The 16,775-nt window shown below is 41.6% G+C and carries 15 protein-coding genes; all 15 read left to right on the top strand.

What is annotated here, in order from left to right; genetic code table 11:
• The first annotated feature begins 5 nt into the window (after window positions 1-5).
• The 15 genes from nusG (at window position 6) to rplW (ending at window position 16,770) form a co-directional block, all read left to right on the top strand.
• On the top strand, window positions 6-548 hold the full coding sequence (gene nusG, locus HMPREF9009_RS01365) for a transcription termination/antitermination protein NusG (protein ID WP_049701234.1): 543 nt from the start codon (window positions 6-8) through the stop codon (window positions 546-548).
• Window positions 549-609: 61 nt separating this feature from the next.
• On the top strand, window positions 610-1,053 hold the full coding sequence (rplK, locus tag HMPREF9009_RS01360; protein ID WP_004296361.1) for a 50S ribosomal protein L11: 444 nt from the start codon (window positions 610-612) through the stop codon (window positions 1,051-1,053).
• Between the two features lie 15 nt (window positions 1,054-1,068).
• Window positions 1,069-1,767: a 50S ribosomal protein L1 gene (gene rplA, locus HMPREF9009_RS01355; RefSeq protein WP_004310894.1), complete on the top strand. Its 699-nt coding sequence runs from the start codon at window positions 1,069-1,071 to the stop codon at window positions 1,765-1,767.
• 15 nt (window positions 1,768-1,782) lie between these two features.
• Window positions 1,783-2,301, top strand: a complete 519-nt coding sequence (gene rplJ, locus HMPREF9009_RS01350) for a 50S ribosomal protein L10 (RefSeq protein WP_004310893.1) — start codon at window positions 1,783-1,785, stop codon at window positions 2,299-2,301.
• A gap of 47 nt (window positions 2,302-2,348) precedes the next feature.
• Window positions 2,349-2,723 (top strand): 50S ribosomal protein L7/L12, encoded by a 375-nt coding sequence (rplL, locus tag HMPREF9009_RS01345; RefSeq protein ID WP_004296358.1) that lies wholly within the window; start codon window positions 2,349-2,351, stop codon window positions 2,721-2,723.
• Window positions 2,724-2,827: 104 nt separating this feature from the next.
• The gene (rpoB, locus tag HMPREF9009_RS01340) at window positions 2,828-6,640 is read left to right on the top strand and encodes a DNA-directed RNA polymerase subunit beta (protein WP_004310892.1); all 3,813 of its coding nucleotides are present in this window, start codon (window positions 2,828-2,830) and stop codon (window positions 6,638-6,640) included.
• A 106-nt stretch (window positions 6,641-6,746) separates the two neighbouring features.
• The gene (gene rpoC, locus HMPREF9009_RS01335; RefSeq protein ID WP_004310891.1) at window positions 6,747-11,030 is read left to right on the top strand and encodes a DNA-directed RNA polymerase subunit beta'; all 4,284 of its coding nucleotides are present in this window, start codon (window positions 6,747-6,749) and stop codon (window positions 11,028-11,030) included.
• A 146-nt stretch (window positions 11,031-11,176) separates the two neighbouring features.
• Window positions 11,177-11,485, top strand: coding sequence for a DUF3467 domain-containing protein (locus HMPREF9009_RS01330; protein ID WP_008023045.1), 309 nt, complete (start codon window positions 11,177-11,179; stop codon window positions 11,483-11,485).
• Window positions 11,486-11,621: 136 nt separating this feature from the next.
• Window positions 11,622-12,032 carry a 30S ribosomal protein S12 gene (rpsL, locus tag HMPREF9009_RS01325; protein WP_002558078.1) on the top strand — a complete coding sequence of 137 codons (411 nt, stop codon included), beginning with the start codon at window positions 11,622-11,624 and terminating at the stop codon, window positions 12,030-12,032.
• 143 nt (window positions 12,033-12,175) lie between these two features.
• Window positions 12,176-12,652 carry a 30S ribosomal protein S7 gene (rpsG, locus tag HMPREF9009_RS01320; RefSeq protein ID WP_004296352.1) on the top strand — a complete coding sequence of 159 codons (477 nt, stop codon included), beginning with the start codon at window positions 12,176-12,178 and terminating at the stop codon, window positions 12,650-12,652.
• Between the two features lie 45 nt (window positions 12,653-12,697).
• Entirely contained in the window at window positions 12,698-14,815 is a 2,118-nt protein-coding gene (gene fusA / locus HMPREF9009_RS01315) for an elongation factor G (RefSeq protein WP_008023044.1), read from the top strand.
• A gap of 80 nt (window positions 14,816-14,895) precedes the next feature.
• Window positions 14,896-15,201, top strand: a complete 306-nt coding sequence (gene rpsJ, locus HMPREF9009_RS01310) for a 30S ribosomal protein S10 (RefSeq protein WP_002558075.1) — start codon at window positions 14,896-14,898, stop codon at window positions 15,199-15,201.
• Between the two features lie 18 nt (window positions 15,202-15,219).
• Window positions 15,220-15,837 carry a 50S ribosomal protein L3 gene (gene rplC / locus HMPREF9009_RS01305; RefSeq protein ID WP_004313455.1) on the top strand — a complete coding sequence of 206 codons (618 nt, stop codon included), beginning with the start codon at window positions 15,220-15,222 and terminating at the stop codon, window positions 15,835-15,837.
• On the top strand, window positions 15,837-16,463 hold the full coding sequence (rplD, locus tag HMPREF9009_RS01300; protein WP_008023043.1) for a 50S ribosomal protein L4: 627 nt from the start codon (window positions 15,837-15,839) through the stop codon (window positions 16,461-16,463). The genes rplC and rplD overlap by 1 nt, the downstream gene beginning before the upstream one ends.
• A 16-nt stretch (window positions 16,464-16,479) precedes the next feature.
• The gene (rplW, locus tag HMPREF9009_RS01295; protein WP_004296347.1) at window positions 16,480-16,770 is read left to right on the top strand and encodes a 50S ribosomal protein L23; all 291 of its coding nucleotides are present in this window, start codon (window positions 16,480-16,482) and stop codon (window positions 16,768-16,770) included.
• Window positions 16,771-16,775: the final 5 nt, after the last annotated feature.

The raw sequence follows: 16,775 nt of genomic DNA, 5'->3' as shown, positions 1-16,775 counted from the left end.
TGAAAATGGCTGAGATTGAAAAGAAATGGTACGTTCTACGTGCTATTAGCGGTAAAGAAGCTAAGGTAAAGGAATATCTTGAAGCTGATCTTAAGAACAGCGACCTTGGTGAATATGTATCTCAGGTATTGATTCCTACTGAAAAAGTTTACCAGGTTCGCAATGGTAAAAAAAATGTGAAGGAAAGAAGTTATCTTCCTGGCTACGTTTTAGTGGAGGCTGCTTTGGTTGGTGAGGTCGCTCATCACCTGCGCAATACTCCGAATGTGATAGGCTTTTTAGGCGGCTCCGAAAAACCGGTGCCTCTCAGACAATCAGAAGTGAATCGTATACTTGGTACAGTGGACGAACTGCAGGAAACGGGTGAAGAACTCAATATTCCGTACGTAGTGGGAGAAACTGTAAAAGTTACTTTTGGACCTTTCAGCGGATTCAGTGGCATCATTGAAGAAGTGAATAGTGAAAAAAAGAAACTAAAGGTCATGGTAAAGATATTCGGGCGCAAAACTCCGCTTGAATTGGGCTTTATGCAAGTGGAAAAGGAATAACACGGAATTGTTACGCTGTTGTTGTTCTTCGTTTAATGTTTATATATAAATCAATAAAAAAATGGCTAAAGAAGTTGCTGGACTAATCAAGTTACAGATTAAAGGAGGCGCTGCAAATCCATCACCTCCCGTTGGACCTGCTTTGGGTTCTAAGGGTATTAATATCATGGAATTTTGCAAGCAATTCAATGCCAGAACCCAAGACAAAGCAGGTAAGATTTTACCTGTTATCATTACTTACTACGCAGATAAGTCTTTCGATTTTGTAATCAAGACTCCTCCCGTTGCTATTCAATTACTTGAAGTAGCTAAGGTAAAGAGTGGTTCTGCTGAGCCTAACCGTAAGAAAGTTGCCGAGCTTACTTGGGAACAGGTTCGTACGATTGCTCAGGACAAAATGGTTGACTTAAACTGTTTTACTGTGGAAGCTGCCATGAGAATGGTTGCAGGTACAGCTAGAAGTATGGGTATCGCTGTAAAAGGGGAGTTCCCGGTTAATAATTAATAAACTTCAATTGTAATGGGTAAACTGACAAAAAATCAAAAGTTAGCTGCAGAAAAGATTGAAGCAGGGAAAGCATACTCACTGAAAGAAGCTGCATCTTTGGTAAAAGAAATCACTTTTACTAAGTTTGATGCTTCACTGGATATTGATGTACGTTTAGGTGTTGACCCACGTAAAGCTAACCAGATGGTGAGAGGTGTTGTTTCACTTCCTCATGGTACTGGTAAAGAAGTGCGTGTGTTGGTACTTTGTACACCGGATGCTGAAGCTGCTGCAAAAGAAGCTGGTGCTGACTACGTTGGTCTTGACGAATATATTGAAAAGATCAAAGGTGGATGGACTGATATTGATGTAATCATCACTATGCCATCTATCATGGGTAAAATTGGTGCGCTCGGTCGTGTACTCGGTCCTCGTGGATTGATGCCGAACCCTAAGAGTGGTACTGTAACTATGGATGTTGCTAAGGCTGTAAAAGAAGTAAAACAAGGTAAGATTGACTTTAAAGTTGATAAGAGCGGTATCGTTCACACTTCTATCGGTAAGGTATCATTCAGTCCTGATCAGATTCGCGACAACGCGAAAGAGTTCATCTCTACTCTGAACAAACTGAAACCGACCGCAGCAAAGGGTACATATATTAAGAGTATTTATCTTTCTAGTACAATGAGTGCGGGTATTAAAATCGACCCGAAATCAGTGGATGAAATCTAATAAAACAGAGAAATAATGAGAAAGGAAGATAAAAGTACGATTATAGAGCAAATTGCTGCTACAGTAAAGGAATATGGTCACTTCTACTTGGTAGACGTTACAGCTATGAACGCTGCTGCTACCAGTGCATTGAGAAGAGATTGTTTTAAATCAGACATCAAATTGATGTTGGTTAAAAACACGCTGCTTCACAAAGCACTTGAAAGCTTGGAAGAAGACTTCTCACCTCTTTACGGTTCTTTGAAAGGTACTACTGCTGTTATGTTTAGCAATACTGCAAACGTTCCTGCTAAGTTAATCAAAGACAAAGCGAAAGACGGTATTCCCGGACTGAAAGCTGCATATGCAGAAGAAAGCTTCTACATTGGTGCTGATCAATTGGATGCTCTCGTTTCAATCAAGAGTAAGAATGAAGTTATCGCCGATATCGTTGCCCTGTTGCAATCTCCGGCCAAGAATGTTATTTCTGCTCTTCAATCAGGTGGTAACACCCTTCACGGAGTTCTCAAGACTCTTGGTGAACGTCCCGAATAATTTTCAAAAATCAACAAAGTATTTAAACAATTAAAATCATACAAAAAATGGCAGATTTGAAAGCTTTTGCAGAACAATTAGTTAACTTGACAGTAAAAGAAGTTAATGAACTTGCAACTATCCTTAAAGAAGAATACGGTATTGAACCTGCTGCTGCAGCTGTAGCTGTTGCTGCTGGTCCTGCAGCTGGTGCTGCTGCCGCAGAAGAAAAAACTTCTTTCGACGTAGTATTGAAGAGCGCTGGTGCAGCTAAACTTCAAGTAGTTAAGGCCGTTAAGGAAGCTTGTGGTCTTGGTTTGAAAGAAGCTAAAGACTTGGTAGACGGTGCTCCTAGCACAGTAAAAGAAGGTTTGGCTAAAGACGAAGCAGAATCATTGAAGAAAACATTGGAAGAAGCTGGAGCTGAAGTTGAACTTAAATAACATTGGCCTGGTAATCAGGTAATTCGGTTAGGAATCCTTCACAAGAGGATTCTTAACCTTTTTGTGTATATATTTCAAATTAAGTTCTCCAAATTCATTGACAGATGTCTTCAAATACTGTAAATCAAAGAGTTAATTTTGCTTCGACTAAGAATCCGCTAGAATACCCGGATTTCCTGGAAGTACAATTGAAGTCATTCCAAGACTTTCTACAATTAGATACCCCACCTGAAAAGCGTAAGAATGAGGGATTGTATAAAGTATTTGCTGAAAACTTCCCTATTGCCGATACAAGAAACAATTTTGTTCTTGAGTTTCTGGACTATTATATTGATCCGCCGCGTTATACCATTGATGATTGTATAGAGCGTGGGCTTACTTATAGTGTTCCCTTAAAAGCGAAACTTAAGCTTTACTGTACGGACCCCGATCATGAGGATTTTGATACAGTGATTCAGGACGTATTCCTCGGCCCGATTCCTTATATGACTGATAAGGCTACTTTCGTCATTAACGGTGCCGAACGCGTAGTTGTGTCACAGCTTCACCGTTCTCCGGGTGTGTTCTTCGGTCAGAGTGTACATGCCAATGGTACGAAACTTTATTCGGCTCGTATTATTCCGTTTAAGGGTTCGTGGATTGAGTTTGCTACTGACATCAATAATGTGATGTACGCATACATCGACCGTAAGAAGAAATTGCCGGTGACTACATTGTTGCGTGCAATTGGCTTCGAGAATGACAAAGATATTCTTGAGATTTTCGATCTTGCAGAAGATGTGAAGGTAAACAAGACAAATCTGAAGAAGGTGTTAGGCCGTAAACTGGCTGCACGTGTCTTGAAAACATGGATTGAAGATTTCGTTGATGAAGATACCGGTGAAGTGGTTTCTATTGAACGTAACGAAGTTATTATCGACCGTGAAACCGTACTGGAAGAGGAGCATATTGATGAAATTTTGGAGTCGGGAGTTCAGAACATCCTTTTGCATAAGGATGAACCGAATCAGTCCGATTTCTCTATCATATATAATACGTTGCAGAAGGACCCGAGTAACTCGGAAAAAGAAGCTGTGTTGTATATCTACCGTCAGTTGCGTAATGCCGATCCGGCTGATGACGCAAGTGCAAGGGAGGTTATCAACAACTTGTTCTTCTCAGAAAAACGATATGACCTTGGTGATGTAGGTCGTTACAGAATCAACAAAAAGTTGAATCTGACGACTGATATGGACGTGCGTGTCCTCACGAAGGAAGATATTATTGAAATCATCAAATATCTGATTGAGTTGATTAACTCAAAAGCGGATGTGGATGATATTGACCACTTGAGTAACCGTCGTGTACGTACTGTTGGTGAACAGCTTTCTAATCAGTTTGCTGTGGGGCTGGCTCGTATGTCTCGTACGATTCGTGAACGTATGAACGTTCGTGACAACGAAGTGTTTACTCCGATTGATTTGATTAATGCGAAGACTATTTCTTCAGTAATCAACTCATTCTTCGGAACGAACGCGTTGTCGCAGTTCATGGACCAGACAAACCCGCTGGCTGAAATTACGCACAAACGTCGTATGTCTGCCCTTGGTCCTGGTGGTCTTTCCCGTGAACGTGCCGGATTTGAGGTTCGTGACGTTCACTATACACACTATGGTCGTCTTTGTCCGATTGAGACTCCTGAAGGTCCGAACATTGGTTTGATTTCTTCATTGTGTGTATTTGCTAAGATTAATGAGCTAGGATTCATTGAAACTCCCTACCGCAAGGTGGAAAATGGGAAAGTGGATCTTTCTGATAACGGTCTGATTTATCTGACTGCTGAAGAAGAGGAAGAAAAGGTTATTGCGCAGGGAAATGCTCCGTTGAATGACGATGGTACATTCGTACTTAACAGAGTTAAGTCTCGTCAAGATGCAGATTTCCCGGTTGTTGAACCATCTGAAGTTGACTTGATGGACGTTGCTCCACAGCAGATCGCATCTATTGCAGCTTCTTTGATTCCATTCTTGGAACATGACGATGCTAACCGTGCATTGATGGGATCGAACATGATGCGCCAGGCAGTTCCTTTGTTGAGAAGTGAAGCTCCGATCGTAGGTACAGGTATCGAACGTCAGTTGGTAAGAGACTCTCGTACCCAGATTACCGCAGAAGGCGATGGTGTGGTTGACTATGTGGATGCTACTACTATCCGTATTTTGTATGACCGTACGGAAGACGAAGAATTTGTAAGTTTCGAACCTGCTTTGAAGGAATATAGAATACCTAAGTTCCGTAAGACTAACCAGAACATGACGATTGACTTACGTCCGATTTGTGACAAAGGCCAGCGTGTGAAGAAAGGTGATATCTTGACTGAAGGTTATTCTACTGAAAAGGGTGAATTGGCATTGGGTAAGAACCTGCTGGTAGCTTATATGCCTTGGAAGGGTTACAACTATGAGGATGCTATCGTATTGAACGAACGTGTGGTACGCGAAGACTTGTTGACTTCGGTTCACGTAGAGGAATATTCGCTGGAAGTTCGTGAAACAAAGCGTGGTATGGAAGAGCTGACTTCTGATATCCCGAATGTAAGTGAAGAAGCTACCAAAGACTTGGATGAAAACGGTATCGTAAGAATCGGTGCTCGTATCGAGCCGGGTGATATCATGATTGGTAAGATTACGCCGAAGGGTGAATCTGATCCTTCTCCGGAAGAAAAACTGCTTCGGGCTATCTTCGGTGATAAGGCAGGTGACGTGAAAGATGCTTCTTTGAAAGCTTCTCCTTCTTTGAAAGGTGTGGTGATTGATAAGAAACTTTTCTCACGTGTGATTAAGAATCGTAGCTCTAAACTGGCCGATAAAGCATTGTTGCCTAAGATTGATGATGAATTTGAATCTAAGGTAGCTGACTTGAAACGTATCCTGGTTAAGAAACTGATGACTTTGACTGAAGGTAAGGTTTCTCAAGGTGTGAAAGACTATTTGGGTGCGGAAGTTATTGCGAAAGGTTCTAAGTTCAGTGCTTCTGATTTTGATTCACTTGACTTTACTTCTATTCAGTTGAGCAACTGGACAAGTGACGATCATATTAACGGTATGATTCGTGATCTGGTGATGAATTTCATTAAGAAATATAAAGAGCTGGATGCTGAATTGAAACGTAAGAAGTTTGCTATTACAATTGGTGATGAACTTCCTGCTGGTATTATCCAGATGGCAAAAGTATATATTGCTAAGAAACGTAAGATTGGTGTGGGTGATAAGATGGCTGGTCGCCACGGTAACAAGGGTATTGTATCCCGTGTTGTTCGTCAGGAGGATATGCCGTTCTTGGCTGATGGTACTCCGGTTGACATTGTGTTGAATCCGTTGGGTGTGCCTTCTCGTATGAACATTGGTCAGATTTTTGAAGCTGTACTCGGACGTGCCGGAAAAACGTTGGGCGTGAAATTCGCGACTCCTATTTTCGACGGTGCTACCATGGAAGATCTGGATCAGTGGACAGACAAGGCAGGATTGCCTCGCTACTGTAAGACTTATCTTTGTGATGGTGGTACAGGTGAGCAATTTGACCAGGCAGCTACTGTGGGCGTAACTTACATGTTGAAGTTGGGCCACATGGTTGAAGACAAGATGCATGCTCGTTCTATCGGTCCGTACTCATTGATTACTCAGCAACCTCTTGGTGGTAAAGCTCAATTCGGTGGTCAGCGTTTCGGAGAAATGGAGGTTTGGGCACTCGAAGGTTTCGGTGCTGCCCATATCTTGCAGGAAATCCTGACTATCAAATCTGATGACGTGGTAGGACGTTCGAAGGCTTATGAAGCAATTGTGAAAGGTGAACCGATGCCACAACCTGGTATTCCGGAATCCTTGAACGTATTGTTGCACGAGTTGAGAGGTTTAGGTTTGAGTATCAACCTAGAATAAAATAATGAAAGAATGTGAGATGTCAATGTACCGATGAAGGTCTGTTGGCATCCGCACTTTTTTCAATTTCCAATGATTCAATTATCAAATCTCAATTATATAGAGTATGGCTTTTAGAAAAGAAAATAAGACGAAAAGTAATTTCTCGAAGATCTCAATTGGTCTGGCTTCTCCGGAAGAAATCCTTGAGAATTCGAGTGGTGAAGTTTTGAAGCCTGAAACCATTAATTACCGTACGTACAAACCCGAACGTGACGGTTTGTTCTGCGAGCGCATTTTTGGTCCTATCAAGGATTATGAATGTCATTGCGGTAAATACAAGCGTATCCGTTATAAAGGTATCGTCTGCGACCGTTGTGGTGTGGAAGTTACTGAAAAGAAAGTGCGCCGTGAACGTATGGGACATATCCAGCTGGTTGTGCCGGTGGCTCACATCTGGTATTTCCGTTCGCTTCCTAATAAAATCGGTTATTTGCTCGGATTGCCGACAAAGAAACTGGATTCGATTATATACTACGAACGTTATGTTGTTATTCAGCCGGGTGTGAAAGCTGAAGATGGCGTAGCCGAATATGATTTGCTTTCTGAAGAAGAATATCTGGATATTCTGGATACGCTTCCGAAAGACAATCAGTATCTTGAAGATAATGATCCGAATAAATTTGTTGCAAAGATGGGAGCCGAAGCTATTTATGATTTGCTGGCTCGTTTGGATCTGGATGCTTTGTCTTACGAACTGCGTCACCGCGCCGGAAACGATGCGTCTCAGCAACGTAAGAATGAAGCTTTGAAACGTCTTCAGGTAGTAGAATCGTTCCGCGCATCACGTGGACGTAACAAACCGGAATGGATGATCGTACGTATCGTACCGGTTATTCCGCCCGAACTTCGTCCGTTGGTTCCGCTGGATGGTGGCCGTTTTGCTACATCTGACTTGAACGACCTTTATCGTCGTGTGATTATCCGTAACAACCGTTTGAAACGACTGATTGAAATCAAGGCTCCGGAAGTAATCTTGCGTAATGAAAAACGTATGCTTCAGGAATCTGTCGATTCTTTGTTTGATAACTCACGTAAGTCAAGTGCTGTGAAGACAGACGCCAACCGTCCGTTGAAGTCATTGTCTGACAGTTTGAAAGGTAAACAGGGACGTTTCCGTCAGAACTTGCTGGGTAAACGTGTTGACTACTCTGCTCGTTCCGTAATCGTCGTTGGTCCGGAATTAAAGATGGGTGAATGCGGTATTCCTAAATTGATGGCTGCCGAATTATACAAGCCGTTTATTATTCGCAAGCTCATCGAACGTGGTATCGTTAAGACTGTTAAGTCTGCAAAGAAAATCGTAGACCGCAAAGAGCCGGTGATTTGGGATATCTTGGAACATGTAATGAAGGGACACCCGGTACTGTTGAACCGTGCTCCGACCTTGCACCGTTTGGGTATTCAGGCTTTCCAGCCTAAAATGATCGAAGGTAAAGCTATCCAGTTGCACCCATTGGCATGTACGGCATTCAACGCTGACTTTGACGGTGACCAGATGGCTGTTCACTTGCCTTTGAGTAATGAAGCAATTCTTGAAGCACAAATGTTGATGCTTCAATCACATAATATCTTGAATCCGGCAAACGGTGCGCCTATTACTGTGCCTGCACAGGATATGGTTCTTGGTTTGTACTATATTACTAAGTTGCGTGCCGGTGCAAAAGGTGAAGGTTTGACATTCTACGGACCGGAAGAAGCGTTGATCGCTTACAATGAAGGTAAGGTAGATATTCATGCTCCGGTGAAGGTTATCGTGAAAGACGTTGATGAAAATGGTAACATTGTAGACGTAATGCGCGAAACTTCAGTAGGACGTGTGATTGTGAATGAAATCGTTCCACCTGAAGCAGGTTATATCAATACAATTATCTCTAAGAAATCTCTTCGTGATATTATTAGTGATGTAATTAAGGTATGTGGTGTGGCTAAGGCTGCCGACTTCCTGGATGGAATCAAGAATTTAGGTTATCAGATGGCGTTCAAGGGTGGTTTGTCATTCAACTTGGGTGATATTATCATTCCGAAGGAAAAAGAAACTTTGGTACAGAAAGGTTACGACGAAGTTGAACAAGTCGTAAACAACTATAACATGGGTTTCATTACCAATAACGAACGTTACAATCAGGTAATTGATATTTGGACACATGTGAACTCCGAGTTGTCTAATATCCTGATGAAGACTATTTCTTCGGATGATCAGGGTTTCAACTCTGTATATATGATGCTTGACTCTGGTGCCCGTGGTTCTAAAGAGCAGATTCGTCAGTTGTCAGGTATGCGTGGTTTGATGGCAAAACCGCAGAAAGCAGGTGCTGAAGGTGGTCAGATCATCGAGAACCCGATTTTGTCGAACTTTAAAGAAGGACTTTCGGTGTTGGAGTACTTTATCTCTACCCACGGTGCTCGTAAAGGTTTGGCGGATACCGCTTTGAAGACTGCCGATGCTGGTTATTTGACTCGTCGTCTGGTGGACGTATCACACGATGTGATTATTACAGAAGAAGACTGTGGTACACTCCGCGGATTGGTTTGTACGGACCTTAAGAATAATGATGAGGTTATTGCTACTCTGTACGAACGTATCTTAGGCCGTGTTTCCGTACATGATATTATTCATCCTACCACAGGTGAATTGCTTGTTGCCGGTGGTGAAGAAATCACAGAAGAAGTAGCCAAGAAGATTCAGGAGTCTCCGATCGAGAGTGTTGAAATCCGTTCGGTATTGACTTGTGAAGCTAAGAAGGGTGTTTGTGCTAAATGTTACGGACGTAACCTGGCAACGAGCCGCATGGTTCAGAAGGGTGAAGCTGTCGGTGTAATCGCTGCTCAGTCTATTGGTGAGCCGGGTACACAGTTGACATTGCGTACATTCCACGCCGGTGGTACTGCTGCAAATATTGCAGCTAACGCCAGTATCGTTGCTAAAAATAATGCACGTCTTGAATTTGAAGAGTTGCGTACAGTAGATATCGTTGACGAGATGGGTGAATCTGCAAAAGTGGTAGTAGGTCGTTTGGCCGAAGTGCGTTTTGTGGATGTGAATACCGGTATCGTTCTTTCTACTCATAACGTACCTTATGGTTCAACACTGTATGTAAGCGACGGCGACTTGGTAGAAAAAGGCAAACTGATTGCTAAGTGGGACCCGTTCAATGCTGTTATTATCACAGAAGCAACCGGTAAGATCGAATTTGAGGGCGTGATTGAAAACGTTACTTATAAGGTTGAATCGGATGAAGCAACAGGTCTTCGTGAAATTATTATTATTGAATCCAAGGATAAAACCAAAGTTCCTACCGCTCATATCTTAACAGAGGACGGTGATTTGATCCGTACTTATAACTTACCGGTAGGTGGTCACGTTATCATCGAGAACGGTCAGAAGGTAAAAGCCGGTGAAGTAATCGTGAAGATTCCGCGTGCCGTAGGTAAGGCGGGTGATATCACGGGTGGTCTTCCTCGTGTTACTGAATTGTTTGAAGCTCGTAACCCGTCAAATCCGGCTGTCGTTTCTGAAATCGACGGTGAGGTGACAATGGGTAAGATCAAACGTGGTAACCGTGAAATCATCGTAACTTCCAAGACGGGTGAGGTTAAGAAGTATCTGGTTGCACTGTCTAAGCAGATTCTGGTACAGGAAAATGACTATGTACGTGCTGGTACTCCGTTGTCTGACGGTGCTACTACTCCGGCAGATATCTTGGCAATCAAGGGTCCTACAGCTGTACAGGAATATATCGTGAATGAAGTTCAGGATGTATACCGCTTGCAGGGTGTGAAGATCAATGATAAGCACTTTGAGATTATCGTTCGTCAGATGATGCGCAAAGTACAAATTGATGAACCGGGAGATACTCGCTTCCTCGAACAGCAAGTCGTAGACAAACTGGAATTCATGGAAGAAAATGATCGTATCTGGGGCAAGAAAGTCGTAGTGGATGCTGGTGATTCTCAAAATATGCAAGCTGGACAGATTGTAACTGCCCGCAAGTTGCGTGATGAGAATAGTATGTTGAAACGTCGTGACTTGAAACCGGTTGAGGTTCGTGACGCTGTTGCTGCTACCTCTACTCAGATCCTTCAAGGTATCACGCGTGCTGCTTTGCAAACATCAAGCTTTATGTCGGCTGCTTCCTTCCAGGAAACAACGAAAGTCTTGAATGAAGCTGCTATTAACGGTAAGATCGATAAGCTTGAAGGTATGAAGGAAAATGTGATCTGTGGTCACTTGATTCCTGCCGGTACCGGACAGCGCGAGTTCGAAAAGCTCATCGTTGGATCAAAAGAAGAGTATGACCGTATCTTGGCTAACAAGAAAACAGTACTTGACTACAATGAAGTAGAATAAATACAATTCAATTGACTATATGAAAAGGAGCAGTTGCCTGATTGGGCAATTGCTCTTTTTTTTATTTCTTTTTTACTCGCGTGTATTACCATTAGTTTCAGGAAAAATGTGTTATTTTGCAGGATAACTTTTTAATCATATTAAATATGGAAGAACAAAATAACAACGGACAATTACAGATTGAATTGAGAGAAGAGGTTGCACAGGGAACTTATGCAAATCTTGCTATTATTACTCATTCGAGTTCTGAATTCATCCTTGACTTCGTGCGCGTAATGCCGGGCATACCGAAGGCTGGTGTGCAATCTCGTATTATTGTGGCTCCGGAGCACGCAAAACGCCTGCTGCGGGCATTAGAAGATAATATAGCAAAGTATGAGCGCGTATTCGGTCCGATTCGTACTTCGGATGAATCCCCTATTTCTCCTTTGACGGGTGTAAAAGGCGAAGCGTGAGGATGATATAAAAACATTAAAAAAGAAAAAAAAGTTGTAGCGCATTGAATATTCAAATATTATTCGTATTTTTGCAGCCCAAAATGTATAGTTACGAAATTAATATAACAATAATATAAATCAAAAAACAATTAAAATGCCTACAATTCAGCAATTAGTAAGAAAAGGACGCGAAGTGCTGGTGGAGAAAAGTAAATCTCCAGCCTTGGATTCATGTCCTCAAAGACGTGGCGTTTGCGTGAGAGTATACACTACTACTCCGAAGAAGCCGAACTCTGCAATGCGTAAAGTAGCTCGTGTACGTTTGACTAACCAAAAAGAGGTGAACTCATACATTCCGGGAGAAGGACACAACTTGCAGGAACACTCAATCGTTTTGGTACGTGGTGGTCGTGTAAAAGACCTTCCGGGTGTGCGTTATCACATTGTACGTGGTACGCTTGATACAGCAGGTGTTGCTGGTCGTACTCAAAGACGTTCTAAGTATGGTGCTAAGCGTCCGAAACCAGGACAAGCAGCTGCTCCTGCTAAGGGTAAGAAAAAATAAGGATTAAGACCTAATTAAAATTAAAGTAATAACTTACGTTTTAGTTTGTTGGAAATGCTAAAGGTTGAGTAAATTCTCCGGAGGGAGAGTTGAAGAAGTCAAGAAGTAGACAACCAAGAACAAAAACATTATTTTTCAAACAAATGAGAAAAGCAAAACCAAAAAAACGCCTGATTCTTCCGGATCCTGTGTTTAATGACCAAAAGGTTTCCAAGTTCGTGAACCACTTGATGTATGATGGAAAGAAAAATACATCTTATGAAATCTTTTATGCCGCTTTGGAAACAGTGAAAGCAAAACTTCCTAATGAAGAAAAATCAGCTCTCGAAATCTGGAAAAAGGCTTTGGATAATGTAACTCCGCAAGTGGAAGTAAAGTCTCGCCGTGTAGGTGGTGCTACTTTCCAAGTTCCTACTGAAATCCGTCCGGATCGTAAAGAATCAATCTCTATGAAGAATTTGATTCTGTTTGCTCGCAAAAGAGGTGGTAAATCAATGGCTGACAAGTTGGCTGCTGAAATTATGGATGCCTTCAATGAACAAGGCGGTGCATACAAACGTAAAGAAGATATGCACAGAATGGCAGAAGCTAACCGTGCATTTGCTCATTTTAGATTCTAATACTGTAAGAAACCTAATATAAACTTAAAGTAAAGGAATTAGAAGATGGCTAAACATGATTTACATTTAACTCGTAATATCGGTATCATGGCTCACATTGATGCCGGAAAAACAACTACTTCTGAACGTATCCTGTTCTACACTGGATTGACTCACAAAATTGGTGAAGTTCATGATGGTGCTGCTACTATGGACTGGATGGAACAGGAGCAAGAACGTGGTATCACTATTACATCCGCTGCTACAACAACAAGATGGAAATATGCTGGTGATACTTATAAAATTAACTTGATTGACACTCCGGGACACGTTGACTTTACCGCAGAGGTAGAACGTTCATTGCGTATCCTTGATGGAGCTGTTGCTGCTTACTGTGCTGTTGGTGGTGTTGAACCTCAATCTGAAACAGTATGGCGTCAGGCTGATAAATATAACGTTCCTCGTATTGCTTATGTTAATAAGATGGACCGCTCTGGTGCTGACTTCTTTGAAGTAGTTCGCCAGATGAAGGATGTTCTTGGAGCTAATCCATGTCCTATTGTTGTTCCTATCGGTGCTGAAGAATCTTTCAAAGGTCTTGTTGATCTTATCAAAATGAAAGCTATCTATTGGCATGATGAAACAATGGGGGCTGACTACAGTATTGAGGAAATCCCTGCAGAACTTATCGATGAAGCCAATGAGTGGAGAGATAAGATGCTTGAAAAAGTTGCTGAATTTGATGATGCTTTGATGGAGAAATATTTCGATGATCCTTCTACTATTACTGAAGAAGAAGTATTGAGAGCTCTTCGTAATGCAACAGTTCAGATGGCTGTAGTTCCTATGCTTTGTGGATCTTCTTTCAAGAACAAGGGCGTTCAGACATTGCTTGATTATGTTTGTGCTTTCTTACCTTCTCCACTTGATACAGAGAATGTAATAGGTACAAATCCTAATACAGGAGCTGAAGAAGATCGTAAACCAAGTGATGATGAAAAAACATCAGCTTTGGCGTTTAAGATCGCAACTGACCCATATGTAGGTCGTTTGACTTTCTTCCGTGTCTATTCAGGTAAGATTGAAGCAGGTTCTTATATCTACAACTCTCGCTCTGGTAAGAAAGAACGTGTTTCTCGTCTGTTCCAGATGCACTCTAACAAGCAGAATCCGGTTGAAGTAATCGGTGCTGGTGATATTGGTGCAGGTGTAGGTTTTAAAGATATTCACACTGGTGATACCTTGTGTGATGAAAATGCTCCGATCGTGCTCGAATCTATGGATTTCCCGGAACCGGTTATCGGTATCGCTGTAGAGCCTAAGACTCAGAAGGATATGGATAAACTGTCTAACGGTTTGGCTAAATTGGCTGAAGAAGACCCGACATTTACTGTGAAAACAGACGAACAGACAGGTCAGACAGTTATTTCTGGTATGGGTGAGCTTCACTTGGATATTATCATTGACCGTTTGAAACGTGAATTTAAGGTAGAATGTAATCAAGGTAAGCCTCAGGTTAACTATAAGGAAGCTATCACGAAGACAGTTAACTTGCGTGAAGTGTACAAGAAGCAGTCTGGTGGACGTGGTAAGTTTGCTGATATCATTGTGAACATTGGTCCGGCTGATGCGGATTTCACTTTAGGTGGTTTGCAGTTTGTTGATGAAGTGAAGGGTGGTAATATTCCTAAGGAATTTATCCCAGCAGTTCAGAAAGGCTTTACAAATGCTATGAAGAGTGGTGTTTTGGCAGGCTACCCATTGGATTCATTGAAAGTGACTTTGGTTGATGGTTCATTCCACCCGGTTGACTCTGATCAGTTGTCATTTGAAATCTGTGCAATGCAGGCTTATAAAAATGCATGTGCTAAGGCAGGTCCTGTTTTGATGGAACCTATCATGAAACTGGAAGTTGTAACTCCGGAAGAAAACATGGGTGATGTTATCGGTGACTTGAACAAACGTCGTGGACAGGTTGAAGGTATGGAATCTAGCCGCTCTGGCGCTCGTATCGTGAAAGCGATGGTTCCACTGGCGGAAATGTTTGGTTACGTAACAGCTTTACGTACTATTACTTCTGGTCGTGCAACCTCGTCAATGACCTACTCTCATCACGCTCAGCTTTCTTCTTCTATTGCTAAGGCTGTATTGGAAGAAGTAAAAGGACGCGCTGATTTACTCTAAAATATCTAAAGCAGCAGGCTAGCGAATGACTCTTAGCCTGCCGCTTTATCTTATTATAAATGTATTAATTAAAAAAAATAATGAGTCAGAAAATTAGAATTAAATTGAAATCTTACGACCACAACTTGGTTGACAAGTCAGCTGAGAAAATTGTAAGAACTGTAAAAGCTACAGGTGCTATCGTTAGCGGTCCAATACCTCTGCCTACGCACAAACGTATCTTTACTGTGAACCGTTCGACTTTCGTAAACAAAAAGTCTCGTGAGCAATTTGAACTCTCTTCTTATAAGAGATTAATCGACATCTATAGCTCAACAGCTAAGACAGTAGATGCTTTGATGAAGTTGGAATTGCCAAGTGGTGTGGAAGTAGAAATTAAAGTTTGATAATTAAAAATTAGTGAAATGCCAGGATTATTAGGAAAAAAAATCGGAATGACATCCGTTTTCAGTGCCGATGGTAAAAATGTACCATGCACTGTTATCGAAGCAGGTCCTTGTGTTGTTACTCAAGTTAAAACTGTAGAAAAAGATGGCTATGCAGCTGTTCAGTTGGGTTTCCAGGACAAAAAGGAAAAACATACAACTAAACCGTTGATGGGACATTTTAAAAGAGCAGGAGTAACACCGAAGAGACACTTGGCTGAGTTCAAAGAATTTGAAACAGAGTTGAATTTGGGTGATACCATTACTGTAGAAATGTTTAACGACGCTAGCTTTGTTGACGTTGTTGGTACTTCTAAGGGTAAGGGTTTTCAGGGTGTAGTAAAAAGACATGGTTTTGGTGGTGTGGGTCAAGCTACTCACGGTCAGCATAATCGCGCTCGTAAACCGGGTTCTATCGGTGCTTGTTCTTACCCTGCAAAAGTATTCAAAGGAATGCGCATGGGTGGACAACTTGGTGGTGACAGAGTCACTGTACAAAACTTGCAGGTATTAAAAGTAATCGCGGATCATAACCTTCTTTTGGTTAAAGGTTCTATCCCGGGTTGCAAAGGTTCAATCGTATTAATTGAGAAATAATGGAAGTTAACGTATATAACATTAAAGGTGAAGACACTGGGAGAAAGGTTACGTTAAACGAATCTATCTTCGGAATTGAGCCCAACGACCACGCTATTTATTTGGACGTAAAACAATTTATGGCTAATCAGCGTCAGGGTACTCATAAGTCAAAAGAAAGAAGTGAAATCAGTGGTTCAACTCGTAAGATCGGTCGTCAGAAAGGTGGCGGTGGAGCACGTCGTGGTGATATGAACTCGCCTGTTCTTGTAGGTGGTGCTCGTGTTTTCGGTCCGAAACCAAGAGACTACTTCTTCAAATTGAATAAAAAAGTTAAGACATTGGCTCGTAAGTCAGCTTTGTCTTATAAAGCTCAAAACGATGCAATCATTGTCGTTGAGGATTTCACATTTGAAGCTCCTAAGACAAAAGATTTCGTTGCAATGACAAAAAATCTTAAAGTTTCCGATAAAAAGCTACTTGTAATTTTACCGGAAGCAAATAAAAACGTATATTTGTCAGCTCGTAACATCGAGGGTGCTAATGTGCAGACTATCTCAGGATTAAATACTTACAGAGTATTGAATGCTGGGGTTGTTGTGCTTACAGAAAACTCTCTGAAGGCTATTGACAATATCTTAATTTAAAAAGGAGGCTTAAATAATGGGAATTATTATTAAACCGTTGGTAACAGAGAAAATGACTGCAATCACAGATAAGCTGAATCGTTTCGGCTTTGTTGTACGTCCTGAAGCTAACAAACTGGAAATTAAGAAGGAAATTGAAGCTCTTTATAATGTTACTGTAGTTGATGTGAATACTGTGAAGTATGCTGGCAAGAATAAGAGCCGTTATACCAAAGCAGGTATCATCAATGGTCGTACGAATGCTTTCAAAAAAGCAATCGTGACATTGAAAGAAGGAGATACTATTGATTTTTATAGCAATATTTAATAAAA

The organism is Bacteroides sp. 3_1_13, assembly GCF_001185845.1.
Classification (GTDB): Bacteria; Bacteroidota; Bacteroidia; order Bacteroidales; family Bacteroidaceae; genus Bacteroides; species Bacteroides xylanisolvens.
The sequence above is the reverse complement of the archived record's forward strand: the minus strand, read 5'-3'. Positions and strand labels throughout refer to the sequence as shown.